The sequence below is a fragment of the Kribbella sp. NPDC056345 genome, assembly GCF_042262745.1.
Classification (GTDB): Bacteria; Actinomycetota; Actinomycetes; order Propionibacteriales; family Kribbellaceae; genus Kribbella.
On sequence record NZ_JBHJQQ010000014.1, the window covers coordinates 163965 to 180846 of the forward strand.

Below are 16882 nucleotides of genomic sequence, written 5' to 3' on the forward strand. Positions count from 1 at the left end.
GCGGGGGCATCAATATGGCCCTGACCTGCATCAGAGCAGATCAGGGCCTTCGTCGTTCGGGGTAGTTACCGGTCAAGTTACGGTAATGGATTCATTACCGGCTATAGCGCATCAGCGACACGAGCGTCACCGCGTCCCATGAGGTCGCGATCGAGGTATGTCGATTGGGTCATCGACGCGTCGACATGACCGAGCTGGTCGGCGATGTCGGACGGCGCCCGCCCTGCCTTCTCCATCTTGGTCGCGACGTATCGCCGCCAGGTGTGCGGGATCGCCCATCGCATCCCGGCGAGGTCGAGAATCTCACGCACGGCGTCGCTGCAGCTCGTTGTGAGTTGCAGAGTTCTCTTAGAGAGCGACTCGGCTCTTGATGAGGGCGATCGCCTGGTCGCGGCTGTCGTCGGTGTTCGTGACAAGTTGGTGGGTCGAGCTGGTCTTGAAGAGCCAGTCGTGGATGTGACGGTCGACGAGGCGGCGGTACCGGGGGTCGTAGTCGTGTGTAGCAACGACCGGTTCGGCGGGATCAAGTTCGGTGGCAAGCAGAAGCTCGTAGCGTGGCGCTTGGCTGGCTACCAGCTGCTCAAGTCGCTCAATGGTCGACGGACTGCCGGACTCGCTGCGAAACTCTAGAGCCGCCGTGTAGTACGCGATGGCGTCGATGGGAGCACGGTCTGTGAGCACTACATCGGAGTCAGTCGTGTGGGCTAGTTCGTCTGCGATGCCTGCTGCGATGACCCATTCGGTCGAAATTGCAGTGTGGCGTTGCATTTTGGGGAGCCCGATTGCGGCTGCGCGTTTGCCGAGTCCGTGGACGCGAGCTACGCGGAGGCCGGTGGCGCGCAGTTCCATCTCTGCGCGCCGCATAAGGACGGTCTTTCCGGTCGAGTGGGTTCCGGTGATGGCGATGTGGATGGGAGTGTTCAAAAGAGTGTGTCCTCAGGTTCTGGTTCGGGTGCGCCCGGCAGGCCCGGTGGGATCGCGGCGGTGATCAGCGCTTCCCAGGTCGGGTAGTTGCCGGCGAGCGCAAGGAACAGGCAGCTGGTGGCGTAGGCGTCGAAGGTCGCCCGGTGCCGCTGTGCTGGTGCCTGGGTAAGGTCGAGTTCGGCGTGAGCGATGAGCGCGTCGAGGGTGTACGACGGCAGGCCCGGCCAGGTCGCTTTGGCCAATCGGAGTGTGTCGATGACTCCAGCTGGCCGCCACAACGGTAGGTGCTGGCCCAGGACGCGATAGTCAACGTGGGCGTTATGGGCACAGATCCACGATTCGCCAAGCAATTTGGCCACGTCAGGAGCAACGACGTCCCAGGTGCGTTCATCTGCAAGCACGGCATTGGTGAGTCCGTGGATCCGGGCGGCGAACGGGGTCACCGGAACCGGCGGGCGGATGAGCCAGGCGCCGGCAGTGCTCGTGTCAGGTTGGCCCTGCCGTATCGGCAGGGCCGCGACCTCGACGAGGTCGGGCGGGTTAGCTCCGTTGCCCTCCACGTCGACGACCAGCAGTTCGGGCCAGGTGCTCGTGTTCACTGTTCCTCTTTCGCCTCGCGCCAGCCGATGTCGGCTCGTCCGTGGCGCCGGTGATGGTGCGGCTTGGCAGCGTCGTGGACCTGATAGCCATGGGTATGTTGCAGCCAATACCTCGGTGGCTCGTTCAGTCCCTCAACGATGACGGCCCGATCTGTGATGACCGGATCGCTGGTTGCGCCCAGCAGACGAGCTTGTGAGGTCACGGTATCGAGGTCCGGCTTGACCCAGGCTGCCTTGCAGATGGCGAGTTGCGACATCGGGCAGATATCGCAAAGCTCGCGGATCCCATAGTGCCCGTTGTAGTCAGCCTCGCCGTGCGCATAGGTGACGGCACAACTTGTTTTGCGAAACAAGGCCCCGTACGGCGCTTCGCTGTCGGTTGAGCGATGGAAGCGTTCGAGGATTCGCCGTTCGGAGATCTCGGGCATGATCTTGCGTCGTGCGGTTTCGTCGTAGGGCAGCGGGATGTCGTGGCTTGCGTAGTAGGCCGCGATCTCGTCGCGGAAGAACAGCCCGGTGAACACTGTGGCGTGTGCGTGCTTGGAAAGCTCCAGCGCCCGCTCGATGTCGGCATCGCTGTCGTTGAGGCCCGGAACGATGGGACGCCAGTACAGGATCGTTCGATACCGCTCGGCATTGTCGTGGAGAGTTCGGAGGCTGGTGGCAGCGATCCGGGAGTCGACCGGCTCGATCCGCGGATCGCTGATCCCGGAATGCGTCACGAGGATGGTGAGCTTGATGTTCGTGAAGCTGTTCAAGATCGCGCAGTCGTCGGCGTCGACGCGCCACCGGGTGATGACGAGGACGTGGTTCGTGAGGCCGCGTTCGTCGAGTAGGCGTAGCACGTTGAACGTGTGTGGCTTGACCACGGGCAGCATCGGATCGGTGGCGCGGTTGAAGATCTGGATCGGTGTGATGTGCGGCTGGAAGTAGGAGTGGCTGGTCAGTAGGTCGACGGCTGCCTCATCCGACATCAGGGCCCGGGGAGTCTTTAGTTCGAAGTTGTCGAACAGGTGCCGTACGCAGTAGCCGCAGTCCAGCGGGCAGCCGATGATGTGGTTCAGCGAGAGCCCGGACTTGCGGTACTCGATGGTGTCCGCGAGTTCCTTCTTCAGGCCGCTGATCTGCTCGGTTGTGAGCAGCGGTAGTGATCGGCGGGCGGTGGTTGGGGTTGCCATCATTGACCTCCTAGGTCGAGCAGGGACCATTCGTTGGCGCCGTACCAGGTGCCGAAGTCGCGGCAGGTCGCATTGGCGTCATCTGAGGCATGGATCAGGTTGTCGACTAGGCGCCCCTGTTGGCTGGCGAGTCGAAGTGAGTCCAGGCCGAGGTCACCTCGGATGGTGCCTGGTCCGGCTTCGGATGGATCGAAATGCCCCAGTAGGGCTCGCACTGCGGCCGGAGTGTCCGTTCCCTTGGGGCCGTGGGCGAGCGCCACCATTACCTCTTGGCCGATGTACTGCTCGCGCAGACAGGCGACCATGTCGCGGTCGGGAAACCAGTCCTTGTTCACGAGCATGTCCCAGTAGTGAACGAAGATCTGCCAGTCTTGGACCATCACCTGGCGCTGCGCGAGTACGTCGACTTCGCGCTTGACCTTGTCCAGAACAGGCTCCGTTAGGCCGCGGCGCAGGCAGTCTGGCTTGAGTAGGATCACGCTCCAGCGGCTCCAGTCCACGCCGCCCAGGACTACTTCGCCCGGGCCCGGTGGTCGCTTCACTGGCCGACCTCGAATGGGGCAATCCGGCGCGGCCACCGTCGGGCCATCAGCCAGCGAAGCCCCGGGTCGAGCGCGTTCATCAGTTCGTCGTCGACCGTGTCAGCTGGGCAGTGAACGAGCTGTCGCTTCGCCTCGAACATGAGCAAGACCTGCTCCCAATAGGGGTCGAAATCCATGTCTGCGATTTCGCTTGGCCGGTACTGCCGCGCATTCGTCCGGAGCGCTTCTTCGTGCCGCAGCAGTTCCAAGACCACGCCTGGCGTCGTGTCCTTCGGCATCGCTCGCACATCGAAGGCCGGCCGCCGGGCACGTTCACTGGCCTCAGCCAGGGTGCTCCGTGCGCGCGCAAGGTCACGGTCGCCGATATGGGCCGAGCCGATGTGGTGCGTGTAGGTGCCCAGCTCCAGCCCGAGCTGGATCGCAGCGAACTCTTGGATCATCGTGAAGGAGAAGACATCCGCCAGCAGGCCGCGGTCGATGTCGTTGGCGCGCATGTAACAGACCATGTGCAGACGTCCTTCACGCTCGAGCAGGTGCAGAGCAATGACGCAGGACACGTCAGGGTTGCTCTCGACGGCAAGCTCGTCCCGACCGAAGATCTGCAAGACGCCGCGCTTGGAGTTGGGTTCGGTCCGCAGTAGGCTCAGCACTCGATCGAATGGGCTGACGGTGTCGCCGCCCAGCGGGTTGAAGATCCGCGAACCGTAGGCAGATCCGACGATGGAGACGCCGTCGCGGGAATCCCGCTTCATGCGTGGGGCGTAGTACCCGATCATGTCGAGGTCGTTGCGGCCGGCCAGGTACCACAGCGCTTCGGCGTAGTGGAATACCGGATTGACCTGTCGGGCCGCCAGGTAGGCAAAGCGGTCTCTCGGATCTGCGATCTGGAAGCTCAAGCCCAGACACTCGCGGCTCTCGTTGCCCCGCGGTGCGTTCTGGAACTCGAACTCATTGGTGACGTGGTCTAGCACATCCAGATAGGCCTGTTCGAAGGCTGGAAACACAGCAGGACTCAACACGACGTTCTCCTAGGCGAGTAGGGAGTGCGGGACCAAAGGTGGGACGGATGTGACTCGAGTGCGAGCACGGTCGTTCACGCCGCCCCGCGGGCCGGCCGTGCTCACCACAGGGGGAGCCACATCCGTCTCACCGCTTAAGGGGCTGGCTCGTGCTGCCCTCGCCCAGGCGCGCCCGAAGGCGACGAGGGCAGCGGAGCCGTCCGAGAACCGCGCATTGGATTCTCGGAGTGGAACGGCGAGCGAGGAGCAGCCCAATCGCTACGGGCCCGCTCGCCGGGAGTGGGGGGAGGCCCGGTACGTCGCCCTGCGGTGGTCAGTGACGTATCGGGCCTCCGGGTGAGGGACCGGCCCTGCGGTGAGGTTGCGCAGAGCGTCGATCGCGCCGGTCCCTGGTCAAAATGCAACGGGATAGTCACTACCGTCGCCCCGTCTTCATCGAGCTCTCGTTCGACGGCGTCTGCGTCGCCTAGTGGAGCTAGATGCAGCAGCGCAGGGACGGCGACAAGCGCGTTCTGCTCCAGGGATACCGCGACTCGGAGTGCTGTCAGTCCTTGCGACTTCGAGTCGACTGTGTCGCTGAAGATGCCTGCGAGTTCCAGACCGTTTTGCTGCGAGTAGGCAACGAATCTGGCCATCATCTCGGCGCGATCCTTCGCGGTCATCATGAAGTGCTGCCGGTAGTAGCAATGAACGCGTTGCATGACGATCCCCCCGTTCAGGTTGTTGTTCAACGGTCGAATGCGTCCGGGCATCGTGTGCACGGCCATAGCCCGTCGCATACCCAGCACAGGCCGTCGAGGCTTGCTGTGGGGACCCGCTTCCCCGTGGATAGCGGGTAGTCAAAATCTGAGGCGACACGACCCTGCCGCAACCCCGAGGCGCCGTGATTCCGATCAAGCGCGAACGCCTGCGGTGCCGGCTTCAACATGGGCTCGACGATCGAATCCATAAGACCGCCTCCCTTTGCCGAATTGCCTGGGTTTCGCTCTATCGAAGGGCGGAACAGGCCAGCCAGGAAGTCCCACTGATCACGCAGCGTTATCACTTAGGTGCCAGGGGTCTCACAGGGGTCTCACTTGCACCATCTGAGATGCGACCCGTACGAGGGTGCGGAAGAATCAACTACCGTGGGCGATCTGTCGAACACGGAGCTGCGATAGAGATGACGAGCACCGGGAACACACTGCTTCGGGTGCTGCTGGACGACGCAGGCCTGAGCAACGCAGCTTTGGGCAGGGACATAGTCCGCCTGGGCGCCAAAGAAGGCTGCCATCTCGGGACAACGCCGACATCCGTACAGAGGATGTTGACCGGGACCCAGCCGCGCTGGCCAGTTCCGCGCTTAGTCGCGCAGGTGTTGTCCCACCACCTTGGACGAGAAGTCACCGTGAGTGAGTGCGGATTCGTCGATCAAAGCCCGATCGAGAGGGACCCATACGACGGACTCCAGAGTGCTGATTCGATGCATGAGACAGTCCGTTCTGTTGTCTCGCTATCGGATAGGGATATGAACCGTCGAAACTTCCTCCTCGGCACGACCTTCAGCGCGGCTGCCTTCGCGGAACCAGCACTATTCGCCATGACAGTGCCTCCTGCGCAGATCACCGAGCAGGCCGCCGGCCGCCGGATCGGTCAATCTGATGTGGAAATCCTTCAAGAGCACTTCGATCATCTATGGCGCCTTGATCACCGTTACGGTTCCGGCCGAGTCCGCGAACAAGGGGTTCGCCTGCTCAACTCCGAGGCAATGAACCTTCTCAAGGGCTCGTATTCGGCCAAGGTCGGAACTGCCCTGCTACGAGTGGTTGCTCAAACGTCCTGGCTAGCTGGCTCGATGTCGGCCGATGTCGGGCGTCATGCCCTCGCGCAGCGGTATTACATCCAGACCCTGAACCTCGCACTCTCCGCAGGCGACACCCAGTACGCAGCCAACATCCTCGGCTATATGAGTCGGATGACGATTCACATCGGCCACAGTGCAACCAGCGAGAGCGAGCGGATCTCTAACGGCCGCCATGCTGTTGCTCTGGCCCGCGCAGCGCAGTCGCTCGCCAGTGATCGCCTGACGCCGGTTCTGTCGGGACTGTTGTGCGCCATTGAGGCACGAGGCCACGCGCTGCTCGGCGATTCCCGTGAGACTCGGATGACAGTCCATAAGGCGGAGAATGCCTTCGAGCGCTCTGTCCCGGGCAATGAGCCATCATGGCTGGCCTTCTACACAGAGGCGGAGCTACTCGCAGATCTGGGCCGATGCCTGCGCGATACAGGTGAAAGCGCGAACGCCGAGCGTTTGATCAACCACGCACTTGAAAGCTACGAACCGTGGCGCGCTCGGAGCCGATGCTTCGTCCAAACCGATCTGGCAACCACACATCTCGTCGCCCGCGACTACGATCGCGCAACCTCGCTGGGATTGGACGCAGTTCGCACCGCCTCCCGGATTAGCTCAAGCCGCGCCGTGGACCGTATCCGAACGTTGCATCGTCAGGTTCAACCGATCCGGATGAAGTCCACACATCTGGCTACGCTGGACGACGAGATCACGGCCTATCTGGCACATCAGCCACGAGGAAATGAGGACACTCAGGTATGACCTCCATCGAAGTCGCCCTTCAGAACGTAGTGGTCTATTCGATTCCCATGCGTTCCAGATTCCGAGGGATCGCAGCACGCGAGGGCGTCCTCTTCGAAGGAGAACACGGCTGGGGTGAGTTCTGCCCGTTCATCGAGTACGACGACAACGAGTCGGTCGGCTGGCTTCAGGCGGCGCTCGAACAAGCCAACACTCCCTGGCCGACCTTCGAACGATCTCGTGTCCCCGTCAACTGCACGGTGCCCGCTGTGGCCCCGGACAAGGCACATCAGATCGTCCTTGACTCCGGGTGCAAGACGGCCAAGGTGAAGGTAGCCGACCACCCGGACGCGCTTGGCGAGGACATCGCTCGTGTGGAAGCAGTTCGAGACGCACTTGGGTCCGGTGGTGCGATTCGAATCGATGCCAACTGTCTGTGGGATGTCGACACCGCAGTGCGAAACATCAAACAGATCGATGCCGCGGCTGGCGGGCTGGAGTATGTAGAACAGCCGTGCACGACCGTCGAAGAGCTCGCCGCCGTTCGTCGCCGGGTCGATGTGATGATCGCGGCAGACGAGTCCATTCGCAGAGCGGAAGACCCTCTGAAGGTCGCGCTTGCGGGTGCAGCTGATGTGGCGATCATCAAGCCGCCGCCGCTAGGCGGTCTCAAGCGCTCGCTGGAGGTCGCTGAAGCCGCCGGCCTGCCATGTGTAGTGACATCAACCCTCGGCACAAGCATCGATGTGGCCGCGGGAGTTGCGCTCGCAGCATCCCTGCCCGAGTTGGATTTTGCCTGCGGTCTGAACACTCTCGCTCTGCTCACCGGCGATGTGGTTGGCGACGGCACATCCATCCGTGCATCCGATGGCTTCATTGAAGTCCCGACAGAACAACCTGTTCCAGACCTCCGCCTGCTTGAGGAGTTTCGCCAGAAAGACTCCGCACGAACGGAATGGTGGATGGACCGCCTCCGGCGAGTCTCCGAGGCACTTCGCGGCTAGAGCTGAGTCGTCATGATCGAGAAGATCGGGTTGAAGACGGACCATGAAGTCGACTCCTGGAACGACTGGAGCAGCTTCACCACGTCACCCGTTGCGCCAGCACCATCTGGGCTGAAAGGCTGGATCGTCTGTAAGCGTCAGGTTGAACTCGTAGTTCAACCTGACGTCTTGCCCCTCATCGGTCCCCTCGGTGTAGAGAAGTCCCCAATCGCTGGCCATGACGCAGAGTAACGTACGAGCGGAACAGCGCCAGAACGAAGCTACCTACTCGCCGTTTGGGTTAGAGTCGAGTGGCGCCGTGTTCCCCGACAAGGGGTGAGTGCGGCAACGGCCGCGGCGGCGGACAGGCTATGAAAGATCGTCACGGCCGCGCAGCGTTACAGGCGCGCAACACAGCACAGACACGCAGTGCTGTGGCGGTCGGGCTATCGTTTGTGCGTGGTGATGTGGGAGCAGGCGCTGACGGCTGCCACCAAGCTCCAGGAGCGGTGGGTGGGTCCGCTGCAGGCTCCGAAGCGCTTGAGTCCGCCGAACGTCTCGCTGGCGTTGCTGCTGTACGCGCTCGCGGGGGAGCGGTCCTGTGAACCGGTGGCTGTGTCGGCAGGATGGCTTCGGTACCAGTGCGCCGATCCCCGTGCTTGCCTGACCTGGCTGCGTGCTCAGCTGCAGCGAATGGGGCATCAGGTAGGCAGGCCGGTGAGCGTCAAGGAGGATCGCTTCCGCTTGCAGAACCAGGTGTCCCGGCGCGGCCTGGCTCCCGACCGCGGCGGACCCCGGCTCGATGACGCCCCACGCCAGCCCGCCACGGACGAGGTACTACTCAGCGATCCGGTGGCCTTCGCCTGGTGGCGTACCTCGATGTTCACGCCGTCGTCGGACGTTCTCGACGAAGTGCCTCAATCGGACACTGAGACCTGCGAACTAGTGTCCGCGCTGCTCGGGTTCGTCGACCATCTTGACCGCGAACTACTGGCCGTCCACGGGGGCCGGATTGCAGGAGAGCGGGTGTCTTCGCTGACGATCGCGCCGTTTACCCTCCCACGAGACACCGACCGCAACGTGCACGGTGTGCATCCGCACCGGGCAATCGTTCAGAGACCGTGGTGGGAGATGGACCATGCCGGGCGCTCGATAGCACCAGGCCCGCCGGCCGGCTACCACGTCACCTACCGCAGCCTGGTCACCGGCGACCTCGTGGCCAGTGCCAAAGACCTCGTTGCAGCCAGCGACCTGGACACCGACACCGCTACCTGGGACATTGTCGTAGACGAAGTCGTCGCCGTACCGGATGCCCTCACTACCATCCCGGCCAGCCAGGACCACGAGCTAGAGCCGCATGCCGAAGATTCGCTCGACGCCGAGCTGCAGAACCTGGCTGAGGAACAGACGATCCTTACTGACCTACCGGATCCACCTGCGGGCCTGCGAGACCCGGCAGCCAAGTACCGGGCCACCGCACTAGACACCCTGTGGGTGCTGCGAGACCGTGAACTACGGCTGGCCGGGGATTCCACACCCCTGCGAGTGGCCGAACGTATCGTCAACGACCCCACCTACCCGCAACCGAGCCCTCCGCCATCCCTGGCCTACCTGATCACCGAGGAGCAGGTCGCCAAGACGAACCGGGCCTACGGTCTCGGGCCTCGCCCGCTTGCCCCCACCGCGCCACGGGACCGGCACCTAGTGACGGGCCGCCGCCGCGAATTCCTGCAGCAGTGGCTGCGAGAAGTGTCCGGCTCGCTGATCACCGAGCGCAGCAGCCAGGCTCTGGACGGATTCAACGAGTCCACCACAATCACCTACGCCCGGGCATTACTCGCCGCTGAGGGCTTCGTCCAGATCGCAGACCTGCACGGTAACGCCGGACCGGCAATCACTGTCGCTGATCTCGCCGCTGGGCGCCACGGCGACATGGCGGCGCTGGCCGCTGGCGGCACCGACCCCGAATACGTCGGGCCAGGTCCGGTTGACCTGGTGTACGCCCACCCTGTTGACGGATACGTCGCGACGCTGCACGCCTTTGCCTTTGGCAATGACCAGCCCCGCATAGGTGAGATCCGGCTGTGGTTCGCGGTCTTGCCACTGGACTACGCCCTGTTCAATGCCCTGACGCCCGGTGGCGCCTACGCCATCGGGACCGATCGGCGTCGGACCGGCCTGTTCCATGGCGATGTTTCACTCGCTCCCCGCCACCGCCGACGTCGTGGGAGCCTGCGGGTCGTCCTGGCCGGACTTCGGGCTTTCACGGTTCCAGCCTGGACCCTGGATCGGCTCTGGCTTGGCTCCGACGGTTCCGACCAGGTCGCACTACATCACGAGCTGTGCGAACAGGCCCCGGCGTGGGCACTCAGCCTTATCCCCGCTCGGAGTTGAGTGTCGGCGCCGGGCATCCCGAAGTCCGGCCGGACTCGCACGCGCAAGCATCCGGCTGAGCGAGCCCTCGGTATCAGTTCCGGTTCAGGCCGTGGCTACGGGTGTCGAGGGCGATCTTGAAGTGGCTCTCGGCGGCGTCGATCTGACGTGTGGGCGTCGCCGGATCGAACACCCGCAAGAGCGAGAACCGGAAGCTCGTCGGGTCGACGTTGCGCAGTTCGACGTTTCCACCATGACCGTTGATCGCGTAGGCGCTCCAGCGCTGGCGAATGCTCTCCGCACCGTCGGCCTTGCCGACGTACTGACGACCGTCGCGCGTGTCGGTGATCAGGTAGACACCAATCACTGACGCCAGGGCCGTGCGCCACGAGGCGTAGCGGTGCTCGCGCATCACGGCCTGGAGCTGGGCGTGGTCCAGAACGAGGCGGTCGAAGCCGGGGAAGGGCACGGGCTCGGCGTCGGCGATCTCCATGACCGGGTAGCCGGCCGCGGTCGTGGCGTTGATCCTCCAGGTGCGCGGCGATCTCCAGCCGATCACCAGCCGGTTTCTGAGGTCCGCCATTTGCTCGGAGGTGACGAGATCGAACGTGCGCAGCGTGCCATCGTTCGAAGTCTCGCCGCGGTTCTCCAGCACCGACCACAGCCGCGCCCGGTCGCCACCCTCGCGGATGAATACGACCCAGATGCGCGGCGGAGAGGTCGGGAAGATGCGTGGTCGAGCGGAGTGCTTGCTCGTGTACTGAAGGATCTCTGCGTCAGTGGAGTCAGCGTGGAGGCCGACCAGACCGCTGTCTTCATGTTCGCGGACGTAGGCGTGCCGGATCACTAGAGCCTCGTCGGCGTCGATGCCGGCGCTGTGCAGGATCGAAGCGAACGTAAGCGTCACCGTTATGTCGCCTCTCCCTGCTTCTCACTCACGGCAATGGATTTTCGAGAAGCCGGGAGATCCGCGGAGCATGCTCCGGTTGGTGAGGGCACTGAGCGCGGATCGAAGAGAAGAGACTCCAGCTGCAGTGCTGTTGCCGTCGGATCGGTGGTGTGGAGCACCGTGCGGATCCCCAGCAGCTCAGCAGGCGGCAGGTTCGAGGCCATGTCGTCGACGTAGATGCACTGCTGTCCAGGCAGATCCAAAGCGGTCAAGGCGCGTTCGTAGATGAGCGGCGACGGCTTGCGTACGCCCTCCAGTTCGGACACAACCACCGCATCGAAGAAGTCGGTCCACAGGCCCTTGTCCTCGTACGGGTTGTACGGGTCGAGGCCGAAGCTGTTGCTTAGTAAGGCGATCTTGATGCCAGCAGCACGTGCACGCTCGGCCACCCCAACGATCAGGGGCTCAGGCTGCAGATTGGCCAATGCGCGGCGCATCAAGTCAGTTGGGTCGATTCCGAGGATGCCGCCGACTACCCGGTTCCAGTCCTCTTGCGTGGCTTGACCGACCTCGAGCCTCGCATAGACATCGATCCCATCCGGATGCTTCTCCAGCGCCGCTACGTACGCACCTGGCTCGAGTCCCTCCGATCGCTCGAATGCCTGACTGTTCAGCCGCATCTGAGTCGTCAGTACGCCGCCGAAATCGAGAAGTAGACCGCGGTATGAGGCTGGCAAATCTTCTCCCGCACCGGATTTGGTTGGTCCAAGTCCCCACTTTGTCTCGCCGGTTCGACGTGGCAGGGATGCTCGCGTGCCGGGCGGTCGCGACTGATGACTTCAGCCTCAGGGCCGTCGAGCAGCTATCGAAGGTCGGAGCCAGCCTGACTCGTACCAGTTGTGCCTGCAACTCGTGCGGCCAGTCCCACAGCGACCCGTGCCAAGCCTCTCCAATGACGTTGGCGCACCATCGGCAGGACGCCCCAGCTAGCCTTCGTGCTACCAGACCAACTGGGCCATCGAGATGTCGCAGCGCGTCCCATGGCGGCAGGGTTCGAGGACCAACCGATCGTGGCGCACTTATGCAGTTCGGGTATGGGTTGCTCAAAGTGTCGGTGTCGTGTCTTAATGTAAGGCTGTTGAGGCACTGTATGTGCCATACGGACCAAGAGATTTGCCCAGCTGGTCGGTGCTGGGAGACTCCGGCTTTGAAATGCAACGGGAGGCAGAGATGGCGCAGTCTCCTCGCCCTCTGTCTCCACAGGCCTCAGTGCGCGACGCGTTCGGGGCTGCTGTTCGCGATCTGCGTGGACGGCGGGGTCTGTCTCAGGCCGATCTCGGATCGCTGGTCTTCGTCAGCAAGGATCAGATCGGCAAGATCGAGAAGGCCCTGCGTTGGCCGACTGCTGAACTGATCGCGGATCTTGACCGGGAACTTGGCGCTGCTGGCCTCCTTCAGGCGTTCGAACCCAATCTTCGCTCGCAGCGTCGCATTGCTCAACCACCTCCGCGAGGAGTCGAAACCACGCTTGAGCGAGCAGCGCTCGATTGGCTCACTATGTCCACGGGTGAGGTCCGCATCCTCGGCTCAAACGACGATCAGGTCGGCGAAGAGGAGGTTTCGGCAGTTGTTCAGCAACTCGTTCGCTTCAGAGAGCTCGACCACCAGCACGGCGCCGGCCGGACTCATCAGTTGGTCTCCGGATATGTGGCGGTCGAGCTAGAACACTTGCTGACTCGCGTTCCAGTCGATGATCTAACAGCGAAAACGTTGTATTCGACCGCCGCAGGCTTTTGGGAGCTGGTCGGCTATCAGGCGATCGATCTCGGGCGAGATGACTACGCCCGGGACTGCTACCTGCGGGCATTGGAGCTCACGACAGCGGCTGGGGATCGGCTCTATGGCGGCTACCTTCTGTCTGTGAGCAGCGCTCACCTCGCGCTCCACGGTGACGATGTCGATCAGGCGTTGCGGATGGCTCGAACAGGAATTCATGGGACTACGGATATCGCGGAGCCCACGGTGCGTTCAGCGTTCGAGGCGGTGCTGGCGCGGGGCGAAGCCCGTCGAGGCGACGAGAAGGCAGCGACCAAAGCCCTGCTCCGCGCCGAGACCCAGCTGGCGTCCGCTGCTCCGGACAACGCACCGGCCTGGATCCGGTACTTCACGCCGGCGTACTTAGCCGATGAGATGGCGCATTGTTTTCACGACCTTGGTCACCAGGTGCTTGCGCAGGAGCAGGCAGGTGAGGCGCTGAGTCAGATTGCATCCGGCCACGTACGTCGCCTCGCCATCGACACTGCGCTGATGGCTTCATCCTTGGCACGGGCCGGCGATCCGGAGCAGGCCTGCGTGGTCGGCCAGAGGGCGGTCGATCTGGCGGCGCAGACATCATCTGCGCGTAGCCGGAATCGCATCGACGAACTGCGCCAAGAACTCGTGCCGTACTCCGACCTCAAACCGGTGATCGAGTTCGGGGACTACGTGCGTTTCGCGCTCTCTGACTGATCGAGCATTCGGCGGAAGAACCGCAACTCGGCGTCGAGGACGCGCGCTGCCAAGTCGGGCGCAGCGAGCGTGTGGCTTGGCGTGTCCAGCACCAGGAGCTCGTGGTCGGCTCCACGTGCCTTGAGATCTGAGGCTAGCGCGACCGTGTCTTGCGCCGAGGTGATTGGGTCGTGGAGCCCGTGTACGAGGAGAACGGGGCACTCGATATCAGCAGAGCTAACAGGGGCTGAGCCGGTTGCCAATGCCGTTGCGTGTGCGCGCTGGAACTTTGGCACGCTGGCCTCCCATCTCTTCGGATCGATAATGGGTGACCTAGCCGCGGCCGCCCGGAACGGTCCGGTGGTGGTGGCTGCGCGAAGAGCTGTGTATCCGCCGGCGCTGGATCCGCAGATGAAGACCTCGGCGGCGAGTGTGACGCCGAGCGTGATGAGGTGCTGCGCCACCGCGGCACAGTCCTCCACATCGTACGAGCCCCAGTTGCCGTACAGGCTGCGGCGGAATGCTCTGCCGTGACCGGTGCTTCCGCGATAGTCGACGTCGGCGACGGCGAAGCCGTGACGGGTGAAGAAGTCCAGCTGTGGGTCACGTCGCAGAGAGATCTCGTCTGTCGGTCCAGGATGTGCACGCACGATGACCGGTGCTCGCCAAGTTGTCTCGGCGTCTATTGGCGGATGCAACAGGAAGTCGATGCCGGCAGCTGAGTGTCGCTCGGGCTGCCTGACCTCGTCTTCTCGAGGTTCTTGCCCGGCAATGACGGCATATGATCCATCTCTTTCAACGAGCACAATGGCCGGCGCAGTCGTCGGGGTTGCGGCGATCATCGCGACGGCGTTGTCGATCATGCACAGGTAGGGCTTGATCGCGGTGTACGGCAGCTGGAAGGTCTCTGATTGTCCGCTCTCGTCGACAAGGAGGAGGTGGTCTTCGAGGTCCCGGCGGGCCCGGATGGCTATCTGCCCGTTCTCCAAGAGTGTGTAACTCCGATAGCCCAGTTCCCATGGTGCGGCGGCGCAGTCAGCTGCCATCGGCGCCACCGGGTATGTGCGCTCGCCATCCCATCGATACAGGTTGAGCCAGCCCGTTCGGTCGGACATGAAGTAGAGATTCCCGTCGGGTCCCCATTGAGGTTCGACGACCGATTCTGAGGGCCTACCGGCCACAAGTAGCGGAGTTCCCAGCGAACCTCCTGAGCGATCGTCGTATCGAGCGACCCATAGCTGGGTGCTGTCCCACGGCATGTGATCGGCGTCCCAGCTCAGCCAGGCAACATAGCCAGGTCCCGGCCGAGGCGATGAAAGGAAGCTCGATGACTTCAGGAGTACACGAACGTGCCCGGTCGAGGTATCGACGTTGACCAGCTGATCCCCGTTCGTGCCCTCGCGGAGAGCGAAGACAGTCTCGCCGCGGACAACCAGGTCGCCGAGCTGATCCCCGGTATCCCCGGTTAGCGGCTCGGCTTTCTCGGACGTGAGCCGGTAGATCCGCCCATCCTTTGACGAGACGCCCCAGACGCCGTCGGCAGACGCTGCAACCGCTCCACCGCCGTAGGCATGAATCTCGTTGCCCAGCTCAAAACCCTGCGGTGCGGCGAGGCGAGCTCCATTGCTAGTAGTCCATGTGACGAGTTGATCAGGACCCTCGCCCGATTGAATCCAGGACAGAGAGCCGGCGTGAGAAATCAGGCCGTCGTACGCCGCAGGAGTCGCCACCCTCGAATGTTATCGAGATCCCTGTCGTCATCGGCTAATAGTCAATGGGTCTCGCTGACCGGTCCCATGCGGACAGCTTGGTTGTCCGCATGGGAGGTCTCGACTCTGGCTCGCTGCGTCTCCAGACTCGATCAGGTAGCAGTCGATAGCGCTACGTAATCACGGACCATCGCCGCTCTGTCGGCTGATCGGCTAGTCGGTCCGTATCTGCGACGGGAGCGAGGTGTCAGGTGAGCCGTGTATTGGAGGCCGGTAGGCAGGTTGATGCCTCAGGTGCGGGTGTCCTTCCGGTTGTTCATTACTTGCCTGTACTTAACCGGTTCCACGAGGACGTGAGGCCCGGCAGGGTGCCGTCTGATTTCGACTACCCGCTGTCCACGGGGAAGCGGGTGCCGACGGCAAGCTGCGATGGCCTGTGCTGTTGGTGTGGCCAGGCGTGGCCTTGCACGCGGTGCCCAGACGCTCTAGGCCGCTGAACTACCAACCTGTACGGGGGGATCGTCATGCAACGAGTTCACTGTTACTACAGGCAACACTTCATGATGACCGCGAAGGATCGCGCCGAGATGATGGCCAGGTTTGTCGCCTACGCGCAGCGGCAGCGACTCGAGCTGGCCGGCATCTTTACCGACTCAGTCGACTCCGGCTCACGCGGTCTGAAGGCACTGCGCCTTGCGCTCGCCATCGAAGATGGCGGCCTGCTTGCGGTACCTGCATTGCTGCACCTTTCTCCGCTGGGCGACTCACAGGCCATCGTGCGTGAGCTGGCTGAGGAAGGCGTCACCGTGGTGACTGTCCCGTCTCCTTTTGACCAGGGACCGGCGCGATCGACAGCCTGCGAAACCTCACCGCAGGGCCGGTCCCTTTCCGGGAGGCCCGGTACGTCGCTGACCGTTGTCCGGCGACGTACCGGGCTTCTTTCCAGAGCCGGCGAGCTGGCGTGCAGCGATTGGGCTGTTGCTCGTTCGCCGTTCCACCCCGAGGACCCAATGCGCGGTTCTCGGTCGGCCCCGCTGCCCCCGTCGCTTTCGGATGCGCCTGGGCGAGGGCAGCAGGGGCTGATTCCCCGAAGCGGTGAGGCGGGTGCGGCGGCCCCTGTGGCGAGCACGGCCGGAGCGCGGGGCGGTGCTACGTCCGTGCTGGCACTTGAAGCTGCATCCGTCTCACCTTGAACGCCTGGGCGTCGACTGCCCAGGTAACACAAAGCGATGTTCGTGCTGTGGTCCGCTGCGTTTCTCAGGGCGGGTCGCGGCCGGGCACCGGTCATCACCTCACCCTAGAGAGGAGGTACCCATGGATATGAGTACGAAGAATCCGGTGATTCAGCCGGGTCTTGCATCGGACGGTTTCGACTTGGACGTTTCCCTGCTGGAGCTCACTGACACCGCCAGCATGGTGAACGTCACCAACGACAACTGCGGCAGCACCTGCGGCGCTTGCACCACGGGCGTCGCCTAACAGCGCCACGCTCTGAGTCGGCCGATGCCGCTGCGGAATTTGTCAAGGTGGTTGAGGCCAGCGTGAGTTAGGCGGCGGTCTGATGAACCGCTTTGTGTTGTTGGGTTTCGGGGACAGGTGGGTTGATC

At 63.2% G+C, this 16882-nt stretch carries 15 protein-coding genes; 6 read left to right on the plus strand and 9 right to left on the minus strand.

What is annotated here, in order from left to right:
* Positions 1-101: 101 nt before the first annotated feature.
* Genes ACFCV3_RS35640 through ACFCV3_RS35665 form a run of 6 tightly spaced genes read right to left on the minus strand, consistent with a single transcriptional unit; the run spans position 102 to position 4262 of the window.
* Positions 102-416, minus strand: a complete 315-nt coding sequence (locus tag ACFCV3_RS35640; protein ID WP_376037973.1) for a tyrosine-type recombinase/integrase — start codon at positions 414-416, stop codon at positions 102-104.
* Entirely contained in the window at positions 349-924 is a 576-nt protein-coding gene (locus tag ACFCV3_RS35645; protein WP_376037976.1) for an AAA family ATPase, read from the minus strand. The genes ACFCV3_RS35640 and ACFCV3_RS35645 overlap by 68 nt, the downstream gene beginning before the upstream one ends.
* Complete coding sequence (locus tag ACFCV3_RS35650; protein ID WP_376037979.1) at positions 921-1523, minus strand: exonuclease domain-containing protein; 603 nt, start codon at positions 1521-1523, stop codon at positions 921-923. The genes ACFCV3_RS35645 and ACFCV3_RS35650 overlap by 4 nt, the downstream gene beginning before the upstream one ends.
* On the minus strand, positions 1520-2701 hold the full coding sequence (locus tag ACFCV3_RS35655) for a hypothetical protein (protein ID WP_376037982.1): 1182 nt from the start codon (positions 2699-2701) through the stop codon (positions 1520-1522). The genes ACFCV3_RS35650 and ACFCV3_RS35655 overlap by 4 nt, the downstream gene beginning before the upstream one ends.
* A complete protein-coding gene (locus tag ACFCV3_RS35660) occupies positions 2701-3180 on the minus strand; it encodes a nucleoside-diphosphate kinase (protein ID WP_376037984.1) in 480 nt (159 codons plus the stop codon). Before ACFCV3_RS35660 ends, ACFCV3_RS35655 begins: the two co-directional genes overlap by 1 nt.
* 59 nt (positions 3181-3239) lie before the next feature.
* A complete protein-coding gene (locus tag ACFCV3_RS35665) occupies positions 3240-4262 on the minus strand; it encodes a thymidylate synthase (RefSeq protein ID WP_376037987.1) in 1023 nt (340 codons plus the stop codon).
* Positions 4263-5769: 1507 nt separating this feature from the next.
* Between ACFCV3_RS35665 and ACFCV3_RS35670 the strand changes: the two genes are divergently transcribed.
* From ACFCV3_RS35670 to ACFCV3_RS35680, 3 genes are all read left to right on the plus strand, one after another.
* Positions 5770-6855 carry a hypothetical protein gene (locus ACFCV3_RS35670; RefSeq protein ID WP_376037990.1) on the plus strand — a complete coding sequence of 362 codons (1086 nt, stop codon included), beginning with the start codon at positions 5770-5772 and terminating at the stop codon, positions 6853-6855.
* The gene (locus tag ACFCV3_RS35675) at positions 6852-7838 is read left to right on the plus strand and encodes an o-succinylbenzoate synthase (protein ID WP_376037993.1); all 987 of its coding nucleotides are present in this window, start codon (positions 6852-6854) and stop codon (positions 7836-7838) included. Before ACFCV3_RS35670 ends, ACFCV3_RS35675 begins: the two co-directional genes overlap by 4 nt.
* Positions 7839-8276: 438 nt before the next feature.
* Positions 8277-10211 carry a hypothetical protein gene (locus tag ACFCV3_RS35680; protein ID WP_376037995.1) on the plus strand — a complete coding sequence of 645 codons (1935 nt, stop codon included), beginning with the start codon at positions 8277-8279 and terminating at the stop codon, positions 10209-10211.
* Between the two features lie 73 nt (positions 10212-10284).
* On the opposite strand, the gene ACFCV3_RS35685 is transcribed toward ACFCV3_RS35680, so the two are convergent.
* Together ACFCV3_RS35685 and ACFCV3_RS35690 are read right to left on the minus strand one after the other, a co-directional pair.
* A complete protein-coding gene (locus ACFCV3_RS35685) occupies positions 10285-11097 on the minus strand; it encodes a GIY-YIG nuclease family protein (RefSeq protein WP_376037997.1) in 813 nt (270 codons plus the stop codon).
* A 2-nt stretch (positions 11098-11099) separates the two neighbouring features.
* Entirely contained in the window at positions 11100-11816 is a 717-nt protein-coding gene (locus ACFCV3_RS35690; protein ID WP_376037998.1) for an HAD family hydrolase, read from the minus strand.
* Positions 11817-12348: 532 nt separating this feature from the next.
* Between ACFCV3_RS35690 and ACFCV3_RS35695 the strand changes: the two genes are divergently transcribed.
* Positions 12349-13587: a helix-turn-helix transcriptional regulator gene (locus tag ACFCV3_RS35695; RefSeq protein ID WP_376038000.1), complete on the plus strand. Its 1239-nt coding sequence runs from the start codon at positions 12349-12351 to the stop codon at positions 13585-13587.
* On the opposite strand, the gene ACFCV3_RS35700 is transcribed toward ACFCV3_RS35695, so the two are convergent.
* Positions 13560-15296, minus strand: coding sequence for a prolyl oligopeptidase family serine peptidase (locus ACFCV3_RS35700; protein WP_376038002.1), 1737 nt, complete (start codon positions 15294-15296; stop codon positions 13560-13562). The genes ACFCV3_RS35695 and ACFCV3_RS35700 overlap by 28 nt on opposite strands.
* 539 nt (positions 15297-15835) lie before the next feature.
* On the opposite strand from ACFCV3_RS35700, the gene ACFCV3_RS35705 reads away from it, so the two are divergent.
* The gene (locus tag ACFCV3_RS35705) at positions 15836-16468 is read left to right on the plus strand and encodes a hypothetical protein (protein ID WP_376038005.1); all 633 of its coding nucleotides are present in this window, start codon (positions 15836-15838) and stop codon (positions 16466-16468) included.
* 121 nt (positions 16469-16589) lie between these two features.
* Positions 16590-16754: an FxLD family lanthipeptide gene (locus ACFCV3_RS35710; RefSeq protein WP_376038007.1), complete on the plus strand. Its 165-nt coding sequence runs from the start codon at positions 16590-16592 to the stop codon at positions 16752-16754.
* Positions 16755-16882: the final 128 nt, after the last annotated feature.

What these genes read in the sequence shown, in the direction of transcription:
- ACFCV3_RS35710 (WP_376038007.1), top strand. Translation starts at nt 16,590, where the DNA reads ATGGATATGAGTACGAAGAATCCGGTGATTCAGCCGGGTCTTGCATCG.
- ACFCV3_RS35655 (WP_376037982.1), bottom strand. Translation starts at nt 2,701, where the DNA reads ATGGCAACCCCAACCACCGCCCGCCGATCACTACCGCTGCTCACAACC.
- ACFCV3_RS35705 (WP_376038005.1), top strand. Translation starts at nt 15,836, where the DNA reads ATGATGACCGCGAAGGATCGCGCCGAGATGATGGCCAGGTTTGTCGCC.
- ACFCV3_RS35675 (WP_376037993.1), top strand. Translation starts at nt 6,852, where the DNA reads ATGACCTCCATCGAAGTCGCCCTTCAGAACGTAGTGGTCTATTCGATT.
- ACFCV3_RS35670 (WP_376037990.1), top strand. Translation starts at nt 5,770, where the DNA reads ATGAACCGTCGAAACTTCCTCCTCGGCACGACCTTCAGCGCGGCTGCC.